Source organism: Streptomyces sp. NPDC048370 (assembly GCF_043200825.1).
Classification (GTDB): Bacteria; Actinomycetota; Actinomycetes; order Streptomycetales; family Streptomycetaceae; genus Streptomyces.
Genome location: NZ_JBICYI010000012.1, coordinates 260,399 through 277,456 on the forward strand (window position 1 = coordinate 260,399; position 17,058 = coordinate 277,456).

The 17,058-nt window shown below is 71.7% G+C and carries 16 protein-coding genes and 2 pseudogenes; 8 read left to right on the plus strand and 10 right to left on the minus strand.

What is annotated here, in order from left to right; all coding sequences use genetic code 11:
* Window positions 1-4: 4 nt before the first annotated feature.
* Window positions 5-517 carry a hypothetical protein gene (locus ACGFYP_RS25510; protein WP_393497818.1) on the minus strand — a complete coding sequence of 171 codons (513 nt, stop codon included), beginning with the start codon at window positions 515-517 and terminating at the stop codon, window positions 5-7.
* Between the two features lie 67 nt (window positions 518-584).
* Here ACGFYP_RS25510 and ACGFYP_RS25515 point away from each other — a divergent pair, with 67 nt between their 5' ends.
* Entirely contained in the window at window positions 585-1,319 is a 735-nt protein-coding gene (locus ACGFYP_RS25515) for a hypothetical protein (RefSeq protein WP_393497821.1), read from the plus strand.
* Window positions 1,320-1,743: 424 nt separating this feature from the next.
* Here the strand turns inward: ACGFYP_RS25515 and ACGFYP_RS25520 are convergent, their stop codons facing one another.
* Window positions 1,744-2,955 (minus strand): pyridoxal phosphate-dependent aminotransferase, encoded by a 1,212-nt coding sequence (locus tag ACGFYP_RS25520; protein ID WP_393497824.1) that lies wholly within the window; start codon window positions 2,953-2,955, stop codon window positions 1,744-1,746.
* 84 nt (window positions 2,956-3,039) lie between these two features.
* Between ACGFYP_RS25520 and ACGFYP_RS25525 the strand changes: the two genes are divergently transcribed.
* Together ACGFYP_RS25525 and ACGFYP_RS25530 are read left to right on the plus strand one after the other, a co-directional pair.
* Window positions 3,040-3,693: a winged helix-turn-helix transcriptional regulator gene (locus ACGFYP_RS25525; protein ID WP_393497827.1), complete on the plus strand. Its 654-nt coding sequence runs from the start codon at window positions 3,040-3,042 to the stop codon at window positions 3,691-3,693.
* 98 nt (window positions 3,694-3,791) lie between these two features.
* A complete protein-coding gene (locus ACGFYP_RS25530; RefSeq protein ID WP_393497830.1) occupies window positions 3,792-4,238 on the plus strand; it encodes a cupin domain-containing protein in 447 nt (148 codons plus the stop codon).
* Between the two features lie 35 nt (window positions 4,239-4,273).
* Here ACGFYP_RS25530 and ACGFYP_RS25535 read toward each other — a convergent pair.
* Window positions 4,274-4,414, minus strand: a pseudogene (locus ACGFYP_RS25535) (MerR family transcriptional regulator); the annotation flags it as partial.
* 3 nt (window positions 4,415-4,417) lie between these two features.
* Window positions 4,418-5,171, minus strand: a pseudogene (locus ACGFYP_RS25540) (SDR family NAD(P)-dependent oxidoreductase).
* Between the two features lie 44 nt (window positions 5,172-5,215).
* Here ACGFYP_RS25540 and ACGFYP_RS25545 point away from each other — a divergent pair.
* On the plus strand, window positions 5,216-5,848 hold the full coding sequence (locus ACGFYP_RS25545) for a uridine kinase (protein ID WP_393497833.1): 633 nt from the start codon (window positions 5,216-5,218) through the stop codon (window positions 5,846-5,848).
* Here ACGFYP_RS25545 and ACGFYP_RS25550 read toward each other — a convergent pair.
* Genes ACGFYP_RS25550 through ACGFYP_RS25565 form a run of 4 tightly spaced genes read right to left on the minus strand, consistent with a single transcriptional unit; the run spans window position 5,845 to window position 9,718 of the window.
* Entirely contained in the window at window positions 5,845-6,741 is an 897-nt protein-coding gene (locus ACGFYP_RS25550; RefSeq protein WP_393497836.1) for a carbohydrate kinase family protein, read from the minus strand. The genes ACGFYP_RS25545 and ACGFYP_RS25550 overlap by 4 nt on opposite strands.
* Complete coding sequence (locus ACGFYP_RS25555; RefSeq protein WP_393497839.1) at window positions 6,738-7,652, minus strand: pseudouridine-5'-phosphate glycosidase; 915 nt, start codon at window positions 7,650-7,652, stop codon at window positions 6,738-6,740. The genes ACGFYP_RS25550 and ACGFYP_RS25555 overlap by 4 nt, the downstream gene beginning before the upstream one ends.
* 49 nt (window positions 7,653-7,701) lie before the next feature.
* Window positions 7,702-8,865, minus strand: coding sequence for a hypothetical protein (locus ACGFYP_RS25560; protein ID WP_393497841.1), 1,164 nt, complete (start codon window positions 8,863-8,865; stop codon window positions 7,702-7,704).
* Window positions 8,849-9,718 (minus strand): hypothetical protein, encoded by an 870-nt coding sequence (locus ACGFYP_RS25565; RefSeq protein WP_393497844.1) that lies wholly within the window; start codon window positions 9,716-9,718, stop codon window positions 8,849-8,851. The genes ACGFYP_RS25560 and ACGFYP_RS25565 overlap by 17 nt, the downstream gene beginning before the upstream one ends.
* A gap of 560 nt (window positions 9,719-10,278) precedes the next feature.
* Between ACGFYP_RS25565 and ACGFYP_RS25570 the strand changes: the two genes are divergently transcribed.
* Window positions 10,279-10,635 carry a cupin domain-containing protein gene (locus ACGFYP_RS25570; protein ID WP_393497847.1) on the plus strand — a complete coding sequence of 119 codons (357 nt, stop codon included), beginning with the start codon at window positions 10,279-10,281 and terminating at the stop codon, window positions 10,633-10,635.
* Window positions 10,636-10,735: 100 nt separating this feature from the next.
* On the opposite strand, the gene ACGFYP_RS25575 is transcribed toward ACGFYP_RS25570, so the two are convergent.
* The gene (locus tag ACGFYP_RS25575) at window positions 10,736-11,989 is read right to left on the minus strand and encodes an MFS transporter (RefSeq protein ID WP_393497894.1); all 1,254 of its coding nucleotides are present in this window, start codon (window positions 11,987-11,989) and stop codon (window positions 10,736-10,738) included.
* Window positions 11,990-12,248: 259 nt separating this feature from the next.
* Window positions 12,249-12,782 (minus strand): methylated-DNA--[protein]-cysteine S-methyltransferase, encoded by a 534-nt coding sequence (locus ACGFYP_RS25580; protein WP_393497850.1) that lies wholly within the window; start codon window positions 12,780-12,782, stop codon window positions 12,249-12,251.
* 194 nt (window positions 12,783-12,976) lie between these two features.
* Here ACGFYP_RS25580 and ACGFYP_RS25585 point away from each other — a divergent pair, with 194 nt between their 5' ends.
* The 3 genes from ACGFYP_RS25585 (at window position 12,977) to ACGFYP_RS25595 (ending at window position 16,884) form a co-directional block, all read left to right on the plus strand.
* Window positions 12,977-13,879 carry an MHYT domain-containing protein gene (locus tag ACGFYP_RS25585; RefSeq protein WP_393497853.1) on the plus strand — a complete coding sequence of 301 codons (903 nt, stop codon included), beginning with the start codon at window positions 12,977-12,979 and terminating at the stop codon, window positions 13,877-13,879.
* A 71-nt stretch (window positions 13,880-13,950) separates the two neighbouring features.
* Window positions 13,951-16,089, plus strand: a complete 2,139-nt coding sequence (gene uvrB, locus ACGFYP_RS25590) for an excinuclease ABC subunit UvrB (RefSeq protein WP_393497856.1) — start codon at window positions 13,951-13,953, stop codon at window positions 16,087-16,089.
* 216 nt (window positions 16,090-16,305) lie between these two features.
* Window positions 16,306-16,884 (plus strand): TerD family protein, encoded by a 579-nt coding sequence (locus ACGFYP_RS25595; protein ID WP_361958413.1) that lies wholly within the window; start codon window positions 16,306-16,308, stop codon window positions 16,882-16,884.
* The last annotated feature ends 174 nt before the right edge of the window (window positions 16,885-17,058 follow it).

Here is a 17,058-nt window from a genome sequence, read left to right on the forward strand (position 1 = left end):
CTCCTCAGCGCACTCCGGGCGCGGCCGCCGCGATGAACCGGTCGACGGCCTCCTTCGCCTCCCGGGAGCGCCGCGCGCGGTCCTCCTCGTCGGGCGCCTCGTGCATGCAGTTGGTCGCCTCGAAGGCGGACTCGGCGAACGCGCGGGTGTCGGGATCGTCGCAGATCAGCTGGACGCGGAAGAGCGCCTGACGGGTGGCGGTGCGCTGGTGGTACGAGGCGTGGCGCGACTCCTCCGCCTGCTCCGAGTCGGGGTCCTGCGCGGCACGGAACCAGCGGTCGTTCTGGCTGCGCCGGTAGTCGACGACCGCGCCCGCGAACGAGCTGTACGCGGAGATCCGTTCCTGGCGCAGCTGCTCGTCACGGGCGAGCGAGGCCGTGCGCTCGTCGGCGCGGTTCTGGAACCAGTGGGTGGCGATCACACCCAGCAGGGTTCCCGCCACGGCTATCAGGGCCGTATCCATGACCGGTTGCTCCTCGGCGCGCTCGGTGGTGTCGACGAGTGGGTCGACGCACATGGGGGTCGACAGTGGGGAGGCAATAATCGTTCGATTCATCGCCACATCCCCCTCTAGGGTCTGTCGTGTGGCAACGAAACTCAATCAGATCATCGCAGTGGAGAAGGGCGTCAAGTCCAGGGCGCAGCAGGACCTGACGGCGGCACACCATGGGCTCCAGAAGCCCGCGTTGCTCGCCGGGATCTCCCGTACCTACCAGCCGAAGGACGAGGAGGGCGAGCAGCTTCCGCCCGAGTCCACGCTGGTGCAGGTGAAGGCCGAGGACGTACTGCGCGACACCGCGCGGGCGTTGACGCGGCTCTTCGATGTGACCGCCACCAAGGACTGGGCCAACTGCGAGGCGCGCGCCGACGTCACCGTCGACGGCCGCGTCCTCGTGGACCAGGTGCCCGTCGCGTATCTCCTGTTCCTGGAGAAGCAGCTGACGGACATTCACACCTTCGTCCGCAAGCTGCCCGTCCTCGACGCGGCCGAGTCGTGGACGCAGGACCCGTCGACCGACGCGTGGAAGACCGATGTCGTCCGTACGGTCCGGACGAAGAAGGTGCCGCGCAACCACGTCAAGGCGGAGGCGACGGACAAGCACCCGGCGCAGGTCGAGGTGTACTACGAGGACGTGCCGGTCGGATACTGGACCACCGTGAAGTTCTCCGGCGCCCTGCCGGCCCGGCGGGTGAACGAGCTCCTGGAGCGGGTGGAGAAGCTGCAGCAGGCGGTGAAGTACGCCCGCGAGGAGGCGAACGGCGCCGAGGTCACCGACCAGCGGGTCGGCGACGCCGTCTTCGGCTACCTCTTCGGGTAGCGGGAAGACCCATGAACTCCCCGGCCACAGAACACGGTCGGGGTGCGCGAGGAGCGCAAAGCTGAAGCTGAGCCTTGTCGTGAATGCGCGGCCCTTCTGTGAGGGGTCGCGTTCAAACTCAGACTATTGCTCCAGATTCAGTATGCGCCGCTCATCGCCGGATCGACCGGGCCCGGGCCCTGGTGCGTCGAAATGCCAGTTCGAATCTGGTCCGCCGAGCTCGATCGGCGGTGGTCCAACGGCAGGACGCGACGCAATGACGACTGACCCGGGCTCTCAAGTGTGCCGGCGTGTGATGTGAGTGGCATCGACAGGGTCCGGGGGCAGGCTACGCCCTCGGACCCGCTCCTTTTCCGCCTCCCGCCCGCTTGTTGTCGCCCGCACCCTGCCGCCTGTTGCTCGCCGCCTGTCGACCGCCGCCCGCCTACTGGCGGTAGCCGCTGAGGAAGCGGCCGATGCGGCTGATCGCCGCGTCGAGGTCGTCGGCGTACGGCAGGGTCAGGATGCGGAAGTGGTCCGGGCGGGGCCAGTTGAAGCCGGTGCCCTGCACGACCTGGATCTTCTCGCGCAGCAGCAGGTCGAGGACGAACTTCTCGTCGTCGTGGATCCTGTGCACCTTCGGGTCGAGGCGCGGGAAGGCGTAGAGCGCGCCCTTCGGCTTCACGCAGGAGACGCCGGGGATCTCGTTGAGCTTCTCCCACGCCTTGTCGCGCTGCTCGTGGAGCCTGCCGCCGGGGGCGGTGAGCTCGTGGATCGACTGCCGGCCGCCGAGCGCGGCCTGAATGGCGTACTGGGCGGGGGCGTTCGGGCACAGGCGCATGGAGGCCAGCATGGTCAGGCCCTCCAGATAGCTCTTCGCGTGCTGCTGCGGGCCGCTGACGACCAGCCAGCCGGAGCGGAAGCCGGCCACGCGGTACGTCTTGGAGAGCCCGCCGAAGGTGAGGACGACGAGGTCAGGGGCGAGGGAGGCGGCCGGGTGGTGGACGGCCTCGTCGTAGACGATCTGGTCGTAGATCTCGTCGGCGAAGACCATCAGGCCGTGGCGGCGGGCGAGGTCGAGGATGCCCTCGACGATCTCGCGCGGATACACCGCGCCCGTGGGGTTGTTGGGGTTGATGATCACGACGGCCCGGGTGCGGTCGGTGATCTTCGCGGCCATGTCGTCGAGATCCGGGTACCAGTCGGCCGACTCGTCGCAGAGATAGTGCACGGCCTTGCCGCCCGCGAGGGTGGTCACCGCCGTCCACAGAGGGAAGTCCGGGGCGGGGATCAGTACCTCGTCGCCGTCCTCCAGGAGCGCCTGGACGGCCATGGAGACCAGTTCGGAGACGCCGTTGCCGAGGAAGACGTCGTCGACGTCGACCTCCGGCAGGCCCATCGCCTGGTAGCGCTGGGCGACCGCGCGCCGGGCGGAGAGGATGCCACGGGAGTCCGTGTAGCCATGGGCCTTCGGGAGCATCCGGATCATGTCCTGGACGATTTCCTCGGGCGCCTCGAAGCCGAAGAGCGCGGGGTTTCCGGTGTTGAGGCGCAGGACGCTGTGGCCCGCCTCCTCCAGGGCGTTGGCGTGCTCGATGACCGGGCCCCGGATCTCGTAACAGACCTCGCTCAGCTTGCTCGACTGCCGGAACTCCATGCGACGACCTCCCCAGACGTATTGATGCTTGGTTTTACCAAGTGAGAGCTTGGAAAGTCCAACAACTTGTCTAGACTGAGTCGCATGCCACGTCGTCGAAGCTATGACCAGTACTGCGCCGCCGCCCGCGCCCTCGACGTCGTGGGCGACCGCTGGACACTGCTGATCGTCCGTGAACTCCTCGCAGGGCCGCGCCGCTACACGGACCTGCACGCCGATCTGCCCGGCGTCAGCACGGACATGCTGGCCGGCCGGCTCAAGGACATGGAGGGCGCCGCACTCGTCACTCGCCGCCGCCTGCCTCCGCCTGTCTCCGCGTACGTGTACGAACTCACGCCGCGCGGGCGGGAACTGCTCCCCGTCCTGCGGGCCCTTGCGGAGTGGGGCGCGCCCGAACTGGAGGAGCCCCGGCCGACCGACGCGGTACGCGCCCACTGGTTCGCCATCCCGCTCATCGGGGCCCTGGAGGGCGTGGTGACGGGAGTGGTGCAGGTGACCGTGGACGAGGGGGATTTCCATGTACGGATCGGGGGCGACGGCCCGTCCTCGTACGGGGACGGACCGCCGGCCGACCCCGCCGACGTGCTGCTGCGGACGGACTCCGCGACCTGCCGGGCCCTGGCGGGCGGGGCGGTGACGCTCGTGGAGGCGGTGCGGGACGGTCGGATCGAGGTGGTCGGAGACGGCCTTCCCGCCGGTGAACTGCGGGCGCGGTTGCTGCCGTTGTCGGTGAACTGATCGTCAATCCCCGTCCGGGTCATCCCCCTTACGAGTAGCGTATGGCTGTTTGGCGGCCATGAACCGAGGGTCGCGAGGGGAAGTGGGAGGGCTGCTCCATGGGGATCGACGTCTGCACCGACCGGGCCGCACAGCCCGGTGAGACCCTGGTGGGCCGCCGGGCGGGCACGCGGGACACCCATGGCGCGCTGGCGAAGGGAACCTCCGTCGGCACGCTCCGGATCAAGCCGCCCAAGGGCCGGACGGACGTCGTCTTCCGTACCGTCACGCTCGCCCCGGGCGATTCCACCGGCTGGCACCACCACCCCGGCCAGATCATCGCCGTCGTCCAGTCGGGCACGCTGACCCGCGTCCTGCACGACTGCTCGGTCGAGACCGTCTCCGCGGGCGAGGCGTTCGTCGAACCCGCGGGCCGCAGGAACCGGCACATCGGACACAACTTCGGCACCGAGCCCGTCGTGCTCTACATGACCTGCCTGCTGCCCCAGGGCGCACCGCTCTCGATCGAGGCGGAAGCGCCGGACTGCGCTCTCCGCCTCACCTAGGTCGCGTCCGGAAACTCCCTAGGGCCGCCGGCCTGTCACGTGTGCGCGGTCGCCAGAGCGGCGGCCAGGCGGTCCCGGGCCGCGGTCTGCGCGGCGATCCGCGCCTCCAGGACGGCCAGCCGCTCGCGGGCGATCTCAAGGCCGCGGGGGGACGGAGGCGTGGACGTCATGTCGCCGTATCACGCGACCAGCGCACCCCCGTCGACGGGCAGGACCGTCCCCGTCAGGAACGCGGCCTCGGGCGAGGCGAGTCGGGTGATCGCCCACGCCACCTCCTCCGGAAGCCCGACCCGCCCGAGTGGGGTGTGTGCGATCTGCCACGTCCGGATCGCCGCGCGCTGCTCGGGAGTCAGCCCCATGTGGTCGGCGATCGGCGTCTCGATCGCGCCGGGCGCGACGGCGACCACCCGGATGCCGCGCGGGGCGAGCTCCACGGCCCAGCAGCGGGTGAGCGCCTCCAGGGCGCTCTTGGTCGCCGGGTAGACGGAGTTGTTCGGCCAGCCGCGCTGACCGACCGTGGTGGTGACCGTTGACGACCACACCCCCGGTCGCCTCAAGGGCGGGCACGGCCGCCTGGGTCAGCAGGATCGGGGCGACGAGGTTGGTCTCGACGAGCGGGCCGACGACGGTTCGGTCGAGCGTTCCGAGGGGCCCGCCGGTGGCGATGCCCGCGTTGTTGACGAGGACGTCGAGCCGCCCGTGGGCGTCGAGCACCGCTCGTACGATCTCCTCGCCCGCGCCCTCGGCCGTGATGTCGGCGATCAGCGGTCGGATCCCCGGAAACCCCTCGGCGGTCTCCGCCAGCGGGCCGGACCCGCGGCCGACGGCGACCACGGTGGCGCCCCCCGCGGCGAACGACCGGGCGGTGGCCCGGCCGATGCCGGTGCCGGCTCCGGTGATGACAATGATCCTCTGCGGGTCTGTGCTGTTCATAGACTCGATGCTCGAACCCTGACGCCAATGACAAGGTCAAGCCCGTGCGATTCGAAGCGATCACCTGGGAGCGCCTCTCCGAGGCCCTGGCCGCGCACGTCGACGGCGTGACCCCCGGGGACGGGAGTGCCTGGCTGAAGGTCGGCATCGACGGGGCGCCCGCCGCGCCGACCGGGGAGACCGCCGAGCGGATCGCCGAGGCGCTGCGGCTGCGCGGCCGGTCGGTGCTCGTCGTCGGCACAGGAGGGTTCCTGCGGCCCGCGTCGCTCCGCTACGAGTACGGGAAGCAGGACCCCGACTCGTACTACAGCGGCTGGTTCGACACCGGAGCGCTGTGGCGCGAGGTGTTCGGGCCGCTGGAGGCGGGCGGCAGCGGACGCGTACTGCCCGACCTGTGGGACCCCGCCACCGACCGCGCCACCCGCAGCCCCTACACGGAACTACCGCCGGACGGAGTCCTCGTGGTGCACGGTCCGTTCCTCCTCGGGCACTGGTTCCCCTTCGACGCGACCGTGCATCTGCGGCTCTCGGCCGGAGCCCTCGCGCGCCGCGCCGAGGAACCTTGGACGCTGCCCGCCTTCGAGCGGTACGAGAACGAGGTCGGTCCGTCCGATGCCGCCGACGTGGTCGTCCGCGCCGACGACCCGCGCCACCCGGCCTGGACGGGCCTTCCCTAGGGGTGCGCCGACGGCGGGCGCCCGCCCACCAGCGTCACCGCCTCCGCGCCCGCCCGGCAGCCCGCCTCGGCCGCTGCCAGGGCGTCCGCGCCCGCCAGCCGGGCCGCGAGGAACGCCCCGGTGAAGGCGTCACCCGCGCCCGTGGAGTCCACCGGCCGTACGTCCGGCGCCGGAACGCGGCCCGTGACCGCGCCCGCCTCGGCGACCAGCGCGCCCCCGGCGCCGAGGGTGACCGCGACCAGCGGGAACGTACGGCTCAGGGTCTCCGCCGCCTCGGCGGGATCGGCGCACCCCGTGAGCAGCAGGGCCTCGTCGGCGTTCGGGAACAGCGCCTCCACCCCTCGCACGGCCGCGAGGAACCTCTCCACGCCCAGCTGCTTCAGGAACCCCGCGGACGCCGGGTCCACGCTCACCGGGATCCCCGCCTGCCGTGCGCCGCTCATCGCCCGAAGCGCGGCGGCACGGCTCGACTCGGCGAAGAAGAGATACCCCGACAGATGGAGGCGCGCCGCCCCGTCGAGGAACGCGTCGGACCAGTCGGCGGGGGAGAGGCGCAGTGCCGCGCCGCTGTCGGTCAGGAACGTGCGCTCGGCGCCCGCGTCGACCAGGGATATCACCGTCGCCGTACCGACCTCCGCGTCCGGGACGAGCATCGGCCGCACGCCCGCGCGGCGGAGCGCCAGGTCGTGCCAGTCGGCCTCGTCCGTGCCGACCCGGCCGAGCAGGGCCACCGACGGACAGCCCGAACGCGCCGCCCAGCAGGCCGCGTTGGCCCCGGCTCCGCCCGGCAGTCGGCGGATCTCGGCGGCCGTGTCGGTCGCCGGAGCGAGCGGCGTCCGGTGCCGGGCCACGATGTCGGTGACCGCATCACCGACGACCAGAAGACCGCTCATGCGCCGACGCCGGCGTACGCGGACGCGATCCGCGCCCCGAGCCGCACATTGCCGCGCACCGCCGCCAGGTTCGCCTCCAGGGACGCCCCGTCGGTGTGCACCATCAGATACTCCAGCAGGAACGGCGTCACGGCCTGGCCGCCGATCCCCTTCTCCTTCGCCGCCGCGAGGCCCTGCGCGAGGACCCGGTCGTGCAGCGCCGGATCCAACTGCTCCGCCTCCGGGACCGGGTTGGCGACGATCAGCCCGGCGTACGGCTCGCCCAGCGCGTCCTTCGCGCGTATCACCCCCGCCACCTCCTCGGGCGTCCGCAGCGTCCAGTCGACCGGCTCCCCGGAGGAGGCCAGATAGAACCCGGGGAAGTGCTCCGTCCCGTACCCGACCACCGTCACGCCCAGGGTTTCGAGGCGCTGCAGGGTCGCAGGGACGTCGAGGATCGACTTCACGCCCGCGCACACCACCGTGATCCCGACCCGGGAGAGCAGCCGCAGGTCGGCCGACTCGTCCTGCGTCTCGGTCCACTCCCTGTGCACCCCGCCGAGCCCGCCGGTCGCGAAGACCCGGATGCCGGCCGTGTCCGCCAGCCACGCGGTCGCGGAGACCGTCGTCGCCCCGGTCGCCCCGGTCGCGAGCGCCGGCGCGAGGTCGCGGTGGCCCAGCTTCCGGACCGCCGGGTCCTCGGCGATCCGGACCAACCCGCCCTCGTCGAGCCCGACACGCGCCACCCCGTCGACGACCGCGATCGTCGCGGGCACGGCACCCCCGCTCCGTACCAGGGCCTCCAACTCCCGGGCCACGGTCAGATTGCGCGGGCGCGGCAGACCGTGGGCGATGATCGTGGACTCCAGCGCGACGACGGGCCGCCCCTCGTGGAGCGCTTCCCGCACCTCTTCGGACACCTGTGTGGACATGTCCCATTTCTGGCGCGACCGCACACCACTCAAACCTCGGTGGCGTGCTTCAGCCACAGCGCGGCAGCCCGGGGAGCCGCCCCGCGTCGACCACCTGGATCACCGGGCGGGAGCCGGCGGTCTTGGCGTCGCCCACGCTGTACGCGACCGCCAACGCCCCGCCCCGGGCCTGCGCGTAGCCGTACGCCGGAGTGATCTGCGCGTACGAGCCCGAGCTCAGGTCCAGGGCGTAGGAGGTCTCCGGGGTGCGCCAGGTGACCAGGCGGCCGCTGATCCGAAGCTGGTCCATGCCGTCGACGGCCGGGGAGGTGGTCACGACGGGGGTCGCCCGCGCGTCCCCCGACCGCCACACCATCAGCCGGGGCGCGGACTCGCCCTCCACCCAGGCCCAGGTCCCTCCGTCGGAGACGACGGAGCGGATGTCCCGGAGCGCGGCCAGGGGGTCGGGCAGCGCGGCGGGCCGGCCGTCCGCGAGGGAGGTGGCGGAGAGCCGGGTGCCGGAGCCCGCCGACTCGCGCCACACGAGGAGCCCGCCCGCGGTGAACGGCGTGTCCATCACGCCCTTGCGCAGGGCGCGTGGGTCGCCGCCCGCCGCCGGGGCCGCGTACACCGCGGCCTTGCCGTCGCCGACGCCCTGCGCCCAGTGGACCGTGCCGTCGCGGACGACCGGTTGGGGGAGGGGGCCCGGACGGTCGGCCCGGGCGAGCCGCCGGGACGAGCCCGTCTCGGCGTCCCACACGTACAGGCTCCACGGGCTGTCCAGGGTCCGTCCTTCCAGGACGGCGAAGACGGCCCATCGGCGGCCGTCGAAGTCGGCCGCGAGCAGTTGGTGCTCGACGGGGTCGGCGAGGTCGAGCAGGGTGCGGGGCGCACCGTCCGCGCGAATCAGGGCTGCTCGGCGACGGTCGCCGCCGGTGAGCTGGACGATCGTCCACCCGGGGCCGGTGTCGGTCAGCACCGCCCGCTGTCCGGCCGGGGGCCGCAGCTCGCCGGCGTCGAGCGCGGAGCGCCAGGCGGTGGGGAGTTCGACCTCGCACGCGGCCGCCAAGGCGCTCGGCCGCGGTGCCGGACCGGTGGACCGGTCCGGCACGGGCTCGGGACCGGACCGCGCCGACGAGCATCCCGCGAACAGGACGCCCGTCAGCAGCAGGGCGAGGGCCCGGGCTCCGGTGGGCGATGACGGAGGCCCGGGACGCCTACCAGACGTAGCCACGGCCGCCCATGATGGTGGTGATGGTGTCGGAGGAGATGTGCGCCGACTTGGGCACGGAGCCGGCCCACGAGATCACGCTCGTGCTCACTCCGCCCACCGGGTCCAGGTAGTTGACCTGTCCGGCGGCGTTGTCCGTGTTGTAGCCGTCGATCGAGACCCAGTGGAATATCTCGATGTTCGGGTGGCCCACGAGGTGGGGGCCGCCCGGCACCTCCCAGGCGTTGCCCGCTATCGCGTAGTCGTTGTCGGTGTTGTGGGTGATGTGCTGCTTGAAGTTCGCCTTGTCGGTGGCGGTCGGTGTGTACGGCAGTGCCCGGGGTACGTAACCGGCGCCGGGCAGGCGGTTGTTCAGCGCGTCGGCCATCGGATACCCGGTCGGGTTCGGCACGTTGATGTTGATGCCGTACCAGGCCGTGCCACTGGTGTTGGTCTTGAGGAGGGTCGCCGCGTTCTGCTGAGAGCGGCCCGCGACCTCGTCGCGCGCGGACTGGGTGATCACGAGGGTGGCGGGGCCGCACCAGTACGAGTTCTTCTGTGACTGGTGGAGTCCGCCGGAGACCTTGTAGCCGGCGAGCGCGGCCCGGGTGCGGACGCCGTCGAAGCCTCTGGCCGCCTCGGCCTCCTTGGCGGCGCTCAGTCTCTGCTGGGCCGGGGTGAGGCGCTGCGGGCCGAGGGTGTCGTGCGCGGCCTTGTAGGAGGCGCCGGGGGCCAGCGGCTCGGGGGCGTCGGGTCCGGCGGCGGCCTGGGCCCCGGGGGCGGCCGCGAAGGCCGCGAGGAGCGCGGCGGAGGTCAGGACCGCGGTGCGGCGGGCGGTGCGGCGGGCGCTGCGTCGGGTGCGGGGTATCGCGGGCATCGCACTCTCCTGTCGGAGGTGGGGGAGGAGGTTACGAGGGAGTTTGACGCGCGCACGCCAAGCGGGACAGGGGGCTCGGCGGATTCCCCCCGACCAACATTGGGCGCACCAAAGGCGCCACGCGTGACCAGCGGGGACATCGGTCCGTAACCTGTCCCGCCACCCCCGGTTTTCGGCCGTGCGGCGCTAGGGCACCGCCCTCGGCGGTGTGCGCGTATGAGCGATTCCGCCCCCGAGGGGGCCGAGATGTTCATCTGTCACCTATACGCCGCCGCGCCGACCGGCCACGACCTGAGGTAGGCCAACTGGGGGCGTGTGATGACGTGTACGAAATCGGTGGCCGGGTCGCCGCCGCGACCGGCCGGGAGGGCGAGCGCCCGCCCCCGGGTCCGGCGGGTGCGCAGCTCGGCCCCCTCGGACGCTGCTCCGAGGCCCTGCTTCGGATTCCGTCGCCGGGCGGCGGTCCGACGAAGTCGCCTGGTCAGAAGGGAAGTGGAGTCGATTCCTCCAGCCTGTCCCGGCCGTGGGAAGGCCCCGGGTCCCCGCTACAGTCACCGCCCATGACGACACATGACCAGGCCTCCTTCGCCGTCCATATCCCCGACGCGGAGCTGGAGCCCGAGCCGCTCGACCCCGCCCAGATCGTCTCCGGCACTCCCGAGGTGACCGGCAAGGTCCTCTGGGAGTCCGCCGACGGCAAGCAGGTGCGCGGCATCTGGCAGATCACCCCCGGCGTGGTGACCGACACGGAGGCCAACGAACTCTTCGTCGTCGTCAGCGGGCGCGCCACCGTCGCCGTCGAGGGTGGCGCCACGTTGGAGATCGGCGCGGGTGACGCGTGCGTGCTGCGCGAGGGGGACCGGACCACCTGGACGGTCCACGAGACGCTGCGCAAGGCGTACCACATCAGCCTCTGAGCGCCCGGGCGGATATCGGATCCAAGATCCACGTTCTTGGACCTTGGATCCGATATCCAAGATCCGATATCCAATATCCGCGCCGTTGGTCGCGGGGCGGTCAGGCTCGGCGCAGGACTCCGCGCACCGCCAGCGCCGCCATCGGCAGCAGCAGGCACGCGCCCACCAGGTTCAGCCAGCCGTAGCCCGCCTTGGCCACGATCAGCCCCGCCATCAGGCCGCCGACCCCGGCGGCGGTGTTCATGATGAAATCCGAAAGCCCCTGAACCGCCGCCCGGGCGGCCTGGGGCACGGAGTCCGTGAGCAGCGCCGAGCCCGACACCAGGCCCGCCGACCAGCCCAGGCCGAGAACGAAGAGGCCCGCCGCGGTCTGGCCGTGGCTCGACCCCGCCGTGCCGGCGAGCAACGCGGCCACGGAGAGGAGCCCGACGGCGAGCCCGATGACGGAGAGTCGGCCGAGTCGGTCCGAGAGCCAGCCCATGACGGGCGAGAAGGCGTACATGCCGGCGATGTGGCCGCTGATCACGAGGCCGATCAGCTGGATCCCGGCGCCGTGGTGGCTCAGCGCCACCGGGGTCATCGACATGATCGAGACCATCGCGGTGTGCGAGGCGGCCACGGTCACCAGCGCGAGGCGGGCGCCGGAGGACTCCCGTACGGCCCGCATGCCCGCCTTCAACGAGCGGGCGTCGGGCGCCTGGTCCTCCTCGGGGGCCGCCAGGGCGCGGGCCGTAAGGAGCGGGTCGGGGCGCAGCAGCACCGCCACCACGAGCGCGGCGACGAGGAAGACGCCGGCCGCCCAGACGAAGGGGCCTGCCGCCGCCGGGATGCCGAGACCGGCGACGCTCTCGCCGGCCGGCGCGGCGATGTTGGGCCCCAGGACCGCGCCGATGGTCGTGGCCCAGACGACGGTGGAGATGGCCCGGCCCCGGCGGTCCGGTTCGGCGAGGTCGGCGGCCGCGAACCGGGCCGCGAGGTTCGCCGAGGACGCGGCGCCGAATCCGACGAGGCCGGCGAGGAGCAGGGGGAAGCTTTCGACGACGGCCCCGAGGACGACGACTCCGGCGCCCAGGGCCCCGATCAGATAGGCCAGGACGAGTCCGGGCCGCCGCCCGCGCGCGCCCATGAGGGCGGCCAGCGGCATGGCGAGCAGCGCGGGACCGGCCACCGAGGCCGTCGAGGCGAGGCCCGACAGGGCCTCCGAACCGCTGACGTCCTTCGCCAGGACGGCGGCGAGGGCGATACCGGTGGCGATGCCGAGTCCGCCGAGTATCTGGCCGGTGATCAGCACGGCCTGCGTGCGCCGCCGGAGCGAGCGTATGCGCTCGGCGGCGGCCGTGACGGGGTCGGACATCTCCGCCGGAAGCGCCTTGGCGGGGGCGCTGGGCACGCCGGGGGCGGCAGGGGCAGTTCCGGGCGTGTCAGGGGCGTCAGGGGCATCGGGGCTGTTGGTCACCGACGTGAGTGTGCCAGCCGCCCCCGCACATGAGAACGCCCCCTCCGCGCCGCCGGCCCACCGACAGGCCTCAGCGGCCGCCCCCACCCACCAGCCTCAGCCGCCGCCCCCACGGCCACACTCAGCCCTCCGCGCCATCCGCCCCCACCGCCGCACCTCAGAAGAGTGGCTGCGGCAGCACGCCCTCCAGTGCCAGCAGTGTCCGCTTGGTCTCCAGGCCGCCCCCGAAGCCGCCGATCCCGCCGTCGCTCTCCACCACCCGGTGGCACGGCACGACCACCGGCAGCGGGTTGGCGCCCATCGCCGCCCCGACGGCCTGGGCGGCGCCCGGCTGCCCGACCCGCTTCGCCAGGTCTCCGTACCCGACGACCGCCCCGAACGGCACCCCCTCCGCCAGCTCGCGCAGCACCTGGCGGTTGAAGCCCGTCGTCAGCGTCCAGTCGAGCGGCAGGTCGAAGGCCTTGCGTCCGCCCGAGAAGTACTCGGCGAGCTGTCGTATCGGCTCGGAGAGCCGGCCCGAGGTGCTCCGCACCGGCTCCGCGCCGAGCTGCCCCGCCAGCCGGTCGACCGCCGTCCTCCGCACCGCCTCGTCGGCGTGGAAGACCACGCTCACCAGGCCGCGATCGGTCGCCGCGAGCAGCAGCGGGCCGATCTCACTCGGCACGACCGCCCATTCCACCGTGGTGTCCATGAACCTCACGGTACGACCGGCCACTGACATCGCGTTCGTCACGGCCCGGTCTCGTCTCGATCTCACCGATGCCAATTCCCGGACCTCGTGGTCGCACGGCCGTCGGCGCGCCATAATCTCGCCCCGGTAGCACTACTCAGCGGTACCGACTGATTTCGGACGACGTGACACCACGGGGTGGAGGACAGACGCTCATGCAGGGCACGGTCGACGGTTTCAGCTACGGCCTCGTCACACCGGTCGCCGCCTTTCTCATGGCCTGCCTCGGCAGCGCCCTGGGCCTGCGCTGCACCACGAGATCCCTGCGCCACCGCGACACCTTCAAGGCCGGCTGGCTCGCCCTCGGCGCCACGTCGATAGGTACGGGCATCTGGACGATGCACTTCATCGCGATGATCGGCTTCTCCGTCGACCGGGCGCCCATCAGCTACGACCGGCCCATCACCTTCGCCAGCCTGGGCGTCGCCATCCTGATGGTGGGCATCGGGATATTCATCGTCGGCTACCGCGGCGCCACCCCGCTCACCCTGGTCACAGGCGGCACCATCACCGGCCTCGGCGTGGCGACCATGCACTACCTCGGCATGGCCGGAATGCGGCTCCAGGGGACCATCGACTACGACACCCTCACCGTGGCCCTCTCCGTCGTGATCGCCGTCGTCGCGGCCACCACCGCCCTCTGGGCGGCCGTCTCGGTCCACGGCTTCCTCGCCAGCCTCGGCGCCAGCCTGGTGATGGCGTTCGCCGTCAGCGGCATGCACTACACAGCGATGGCGGCCGTCAACGTCCATGTGCACGGCACGGGCGCCGCCACGAGCGCCGGCGAATCAGCCACCTCGCTCCTCCTGCCGATGCTGATCGGCCCGGCCGTCTTCCTGCTCCTGGCCGCCGTGGTCGTCATGTTCGACCCGCTGCTCGTGATGGGCGACCCGGACTGGCAGCGCCCCACAGCCCAGGGCCCGCACCGCCCCGGACTGCCCGCCCAGCGCCGCGCCCCCGCCTACGGAGAGCCCGCGAACTGGTCGGCCCGCCGACCCTCCGGACGCGGCGGCCGCAAGGGCGTCGGCCGGGGCGCCCACCGTTCCCAGGAGTGGTGAGGAGCGAGGATCAGGGCCACCGGTGAGCCGGAGGCGGCCCGACTGTCAGTGGGGGGTCGTACGGTGGTTCCATGCGGCCCGTTTCCCAGATCGAACGTACGGTGGCGCCCTTCGAGGTCGTCAGTCCCTACCAGCCCAGCGGCGACCAGCCCGCGGCGATCGCCGAGCTCGACCGGCGGATCCGCGCTGGCGAGAAGGACGTCGTCCTCCTCGGCGCGACCGGCACCGGAAAGTCCGCGACCACCGCGTGGATGATCGAGAAGCTGCAGCGCCCCACGCTCGTGATGGCGCCGAACAAGACCCTGGCCGCCCAGCTGGCCAACGAGTTCCGCGAGCTCCTGCCGAACAACGCGGTCGAGTACTTCGTCTCGTACTACGACTACTACCAGCCCGAGGCGTACGTCCCGCAGTCGGACACCTACATCGAGAAGGACTCCTCGATCAACGAGGAGGTCGAGCGGCTCCGCCACTCGGCGACGAACTCGCTGCTGACCCGCCGGGACGTGGTCGTCGTCGCCTCCGTCTCCTGCATCTACGGCCTCGGCACCCCGCAGGAGTACGTGGACCGGATGGTCCCGCTCAAGGTCGGCGAGGAGATCGACCGGGACCAGCTGCTGCGCCGCTTCGTCGACATCCAGTACGCGCGCAACGACCTGGCGTTCACCCGGGGCACCTTCCGGGTCCGCGGCGACACCATCGAGATCTTCCCGGTCTACGAGGAGCTCGCCGTCCGCATCGAGATGTTCGGCGACGAGATCGAGGCGCTCTCCACGCTCCACCCGCTCACGGGCGAGGTCATCAGCGAGGACCACGAGCTGTACGTCTTCCCCGCCAGCCACTACGTGGCGGGCCCCGAGCGCATGGAGAAGGCGGTCAACGGCATCGAGCGCGAGCTCGAGGTCCGGCTCGCCGAGCTGGAGAAGCAGGGCAAGATGCTGGAGGCCCAGCGTCTGCGCATGCGCACCACGTACGACATCGAGATGATGCGCCAGATCGGCTCCTGTTCCGGCATCGAGAACTACTCGATGCACTTCGACGACCGCGAGCCCGGCTCCGCGCCGAACACGCTCCTCGACTACTTCCCCGAGGACTTCCTCCTCGTCATCGACGAGTCGCACGTCACCGTCCCGCAGATCGGCGCCATGTACGAAGGCGACGCCTCCCGCAAGCGGACCCTGGTCGACCACGGCTTCCGGCTGCCCTCCGCGCTGGACAACCGCCCGCTGAAGTGGGAGGAGTTCCAGGAGCGGATCGGCCAGACCGTCTACCTCTCGGCCACCCCCGGCACGTACGAGCTGTCGCGCGGCGACGGCTTCGTCGAGCAGATCATCCGCCCCACCGGCCTCGTCGACCCCGAGGTCGTCGTCAAGCCCACCGAGGGCCAGATCGACGACCTGGTCCACGAGATCCGGCTGCGCACCGAGAAGGACGAGCGGGTCCTCGTCACCACGCTCACCAAGAAGATGGCAGAGGACCTCACCGACTACTTCCTGGAACTGGGCATCCAGGTCCGCTATCTGCACAGCGACGTCGACACCCTGCGCCGCATCGAGCTGCTGCGCGAGCTGCGGGCCGGTGAGTACGACGTCCTGGTCGGCATCAACCTGCTCCGTGAGGGCCTCGACCTGCCCGAGGTCTCGCTCGTCGCCATCCTCGACGCCGACAAGCAGGGCTTCCTGCGCTCCGGGACCTCGCTGATCCAGACCATCGGCCGTGCGGCGCGCAACGTCTCCGGACAGGTCCACATGTACGCGGACACCGTCACGCCCGCGATGGAGAAGGCCATCGACGAGACCAACCGGCGCCGCGAGAAGCAGGTCGCGTACAACACCGCCCACGGCATCGACCCGCAGCCGCTCCGCAAGAAGATCAACGACATCGTGGCCACCATCGCCCGCGAGGAGGTCGACACCGAGCAGCTCCTCGGCACCGGCTACCGCCAGGGGAAGGACGGCAAGGGCGCCAAGGCCCCCGTCCCCTCGCTCGCCGCGCACGCGCCCAGGAGCAAGACCAAGGGAGGCAAGGCGGGCTCCACGGTCGAGCTCGGCGACCGCCCGGCGACCGAACTCGCCGCGATCATCGAGGAGATGACCGACCGGATGCGCGCCGCCGCGGCGGAGCTGCAGTTCGAGGTCGCCGCCCGGCTGCGGGACGAAGTGGGGGAGCTGAAGAAGGAGTTGCGCCAGATGAAGGAGGCGGGACTCGCCTGACACGACGGGCGGACCGGCCCGTCCGGCCCGCCCGCACCTTCCGGCCCATCCGGCCCGTCCGTCGGTCCCGGACGGTCTGGAGTGCCCGATGTGTGTTGCAAGACCGACACAAAACCGGTCCCTCTCTGCTGCGGTGTCAGTGCCCCTGCGTAGGGTGCTGGTCAACCGCGCGCACAGCGGAGGCGGCGGCGGGGATCGCTAGAGAGGGGACAGCGCGTGACGGTCAACATGACCAAGGGTCAGGCCATCAGCCTGGAGAAGCAGGGCGGCGGCAGCCTGACGTCCGTACGGATGGGGCTCGGCTGGCAGGCGGCGCCCCGTCGCGGCCTGTTCGGTTCGCGTACGCGCGAGGTCGACCTGGACGCCTCCGCGGTGCTCTTCGCCGACAAGCAGCCGGTCGACGTGGTCTTCTTCCGGCACCTGGTCAGCGACGACGGCTCGGTCCGGCACACCGGTGACAACCTGGTGGGCGGCGCGGGCTCGGGCGGTGACGACGAGTCGATCCTGGTCGACCTCCAGCGCGTCCCCGTCCACATCGACCAGATCGTCTTCACGGTGAACTCCTTCACCGGACAGACCTTCCAGGAGGTGCAGAACGCCTTCTGCCGGATCGTCGACGAGACCAACGGCCAGGAGCTCGCGCGCTACACCCTGGACGGCGGCGGCCAGTACACCGCGCAGATCATGGCGAAGGTGCACCGGGCGGGCTCGGGCTGGCAGATGACGGCCCTGGGCAACCCGGCCAACGGCCGGACGTTCCAGGACCTCATGCCCGCGATCCTGCCGCACCTCTAGGTCGCGTCCGGAAAGTCTGGCCTGGCTCGCGACGCCCGGCACGCACTCCCCCAAGCTCTTCGAGCAGGGGGCACCCCCAGCCGCGTTGCCGAAATGCCCACGTAGCTCCGCTACGAGAGCATCCCGGCGCCTTGCGATCGCACGCACCGGACGCCGCGAGCCCCGCCCTTCGGG

Excerpts from the sequence above, each read along its gene's own strand:
- ACGFYP_RS25570 (WP_393497847.1), top strand. The coding sequence starts at position 10,279 with ATGACGACACATGACCAGGCCTCCTTCGCCGTCCATATCCCCGACGCG.
- ACGFYP_RS25555 (WP_393497839.1), bottom strand. The coding sequence starts at position 7,652 with ATGTCCACACAGGTGTCCGAAGAGGTGCGGGAAGCGCTCCACGAGGGG.
- ACGFYP_RS25580 (WP_393497850.1), bottom strand. The coding sequence starts at position 12,782 with ATGGACACCACGGTGGAATGGGCGGTCGTGCCGAGTGAGATCGGCCCG.
- ACGFYP_RS25510 (WP_393497818.1), bottom strand. The coding sequence starts at position 517 with ATGTGCGTCGACCCACTCGTCGACACCACCGAGCGCGCCGAGGAGCAA.
- ACGFYP_RS25550 (WP_393497836.1), bottom strand. The coding sequence starts at position 6,741 with ATGAGCGGTCTTCTGGTCGTCGGTGATGCGGTCACCGACATCGTGGCC.
- ACGFYP_RS25530 (WP_393497830.1), top strand. The coding sequence starts at position 3,792 with ATGGGGATCGACGTCTGCACCGACCGGGCCGCACAGCCCGGTGAGACC.
- uvrB (WP_393497856.1), top strand. The coding sequence starts at position 13,951 with ATGCGGCCCGTTTCCCAGATCGAACGTACGGTGGCGCCCTTCGAGGTC.
- ACGFYP_RS25520 (WP_393497824.1), bottom strand. The coding sequence starts at position 2,955 with ATGGAGTTCCGGCAGTCGAGCAAGCTGAGCGAGGTCTGTTACGAGATC.
- ACGFYP_RS25585 (WP_393497853.1), top strand. The coding sequence starts at position 12,977 with ATGCAGGGCACGGTCGACGGTTTCAGCTACGGCCTCGTCACACCGGTC.
- ACGFYP_RS25565 (WP_393497844.1), bottom strand. The coding sequence starts at position 9,718 with ATGCCCGCGATACCCCGCACCCGACGCAGCGCCCGCCGCACCGCCCGC.
- ACGFYP_RS25575 (WP_393497894.1), bottom strand. The coding sequence starts at position 11,989 with ATGTCCGACCCCGTCACGGCCGCCGCCGAGCGCATACGCTCGCTCCGG.
- ACGFYP_RS25525 (WP_393497827.1), top strand. The coding sequence starts at position 3,040 with ATGCCACGTCGTCGAAGCTATGACCAGTACTGCGCCGCCGCCCGCGCC.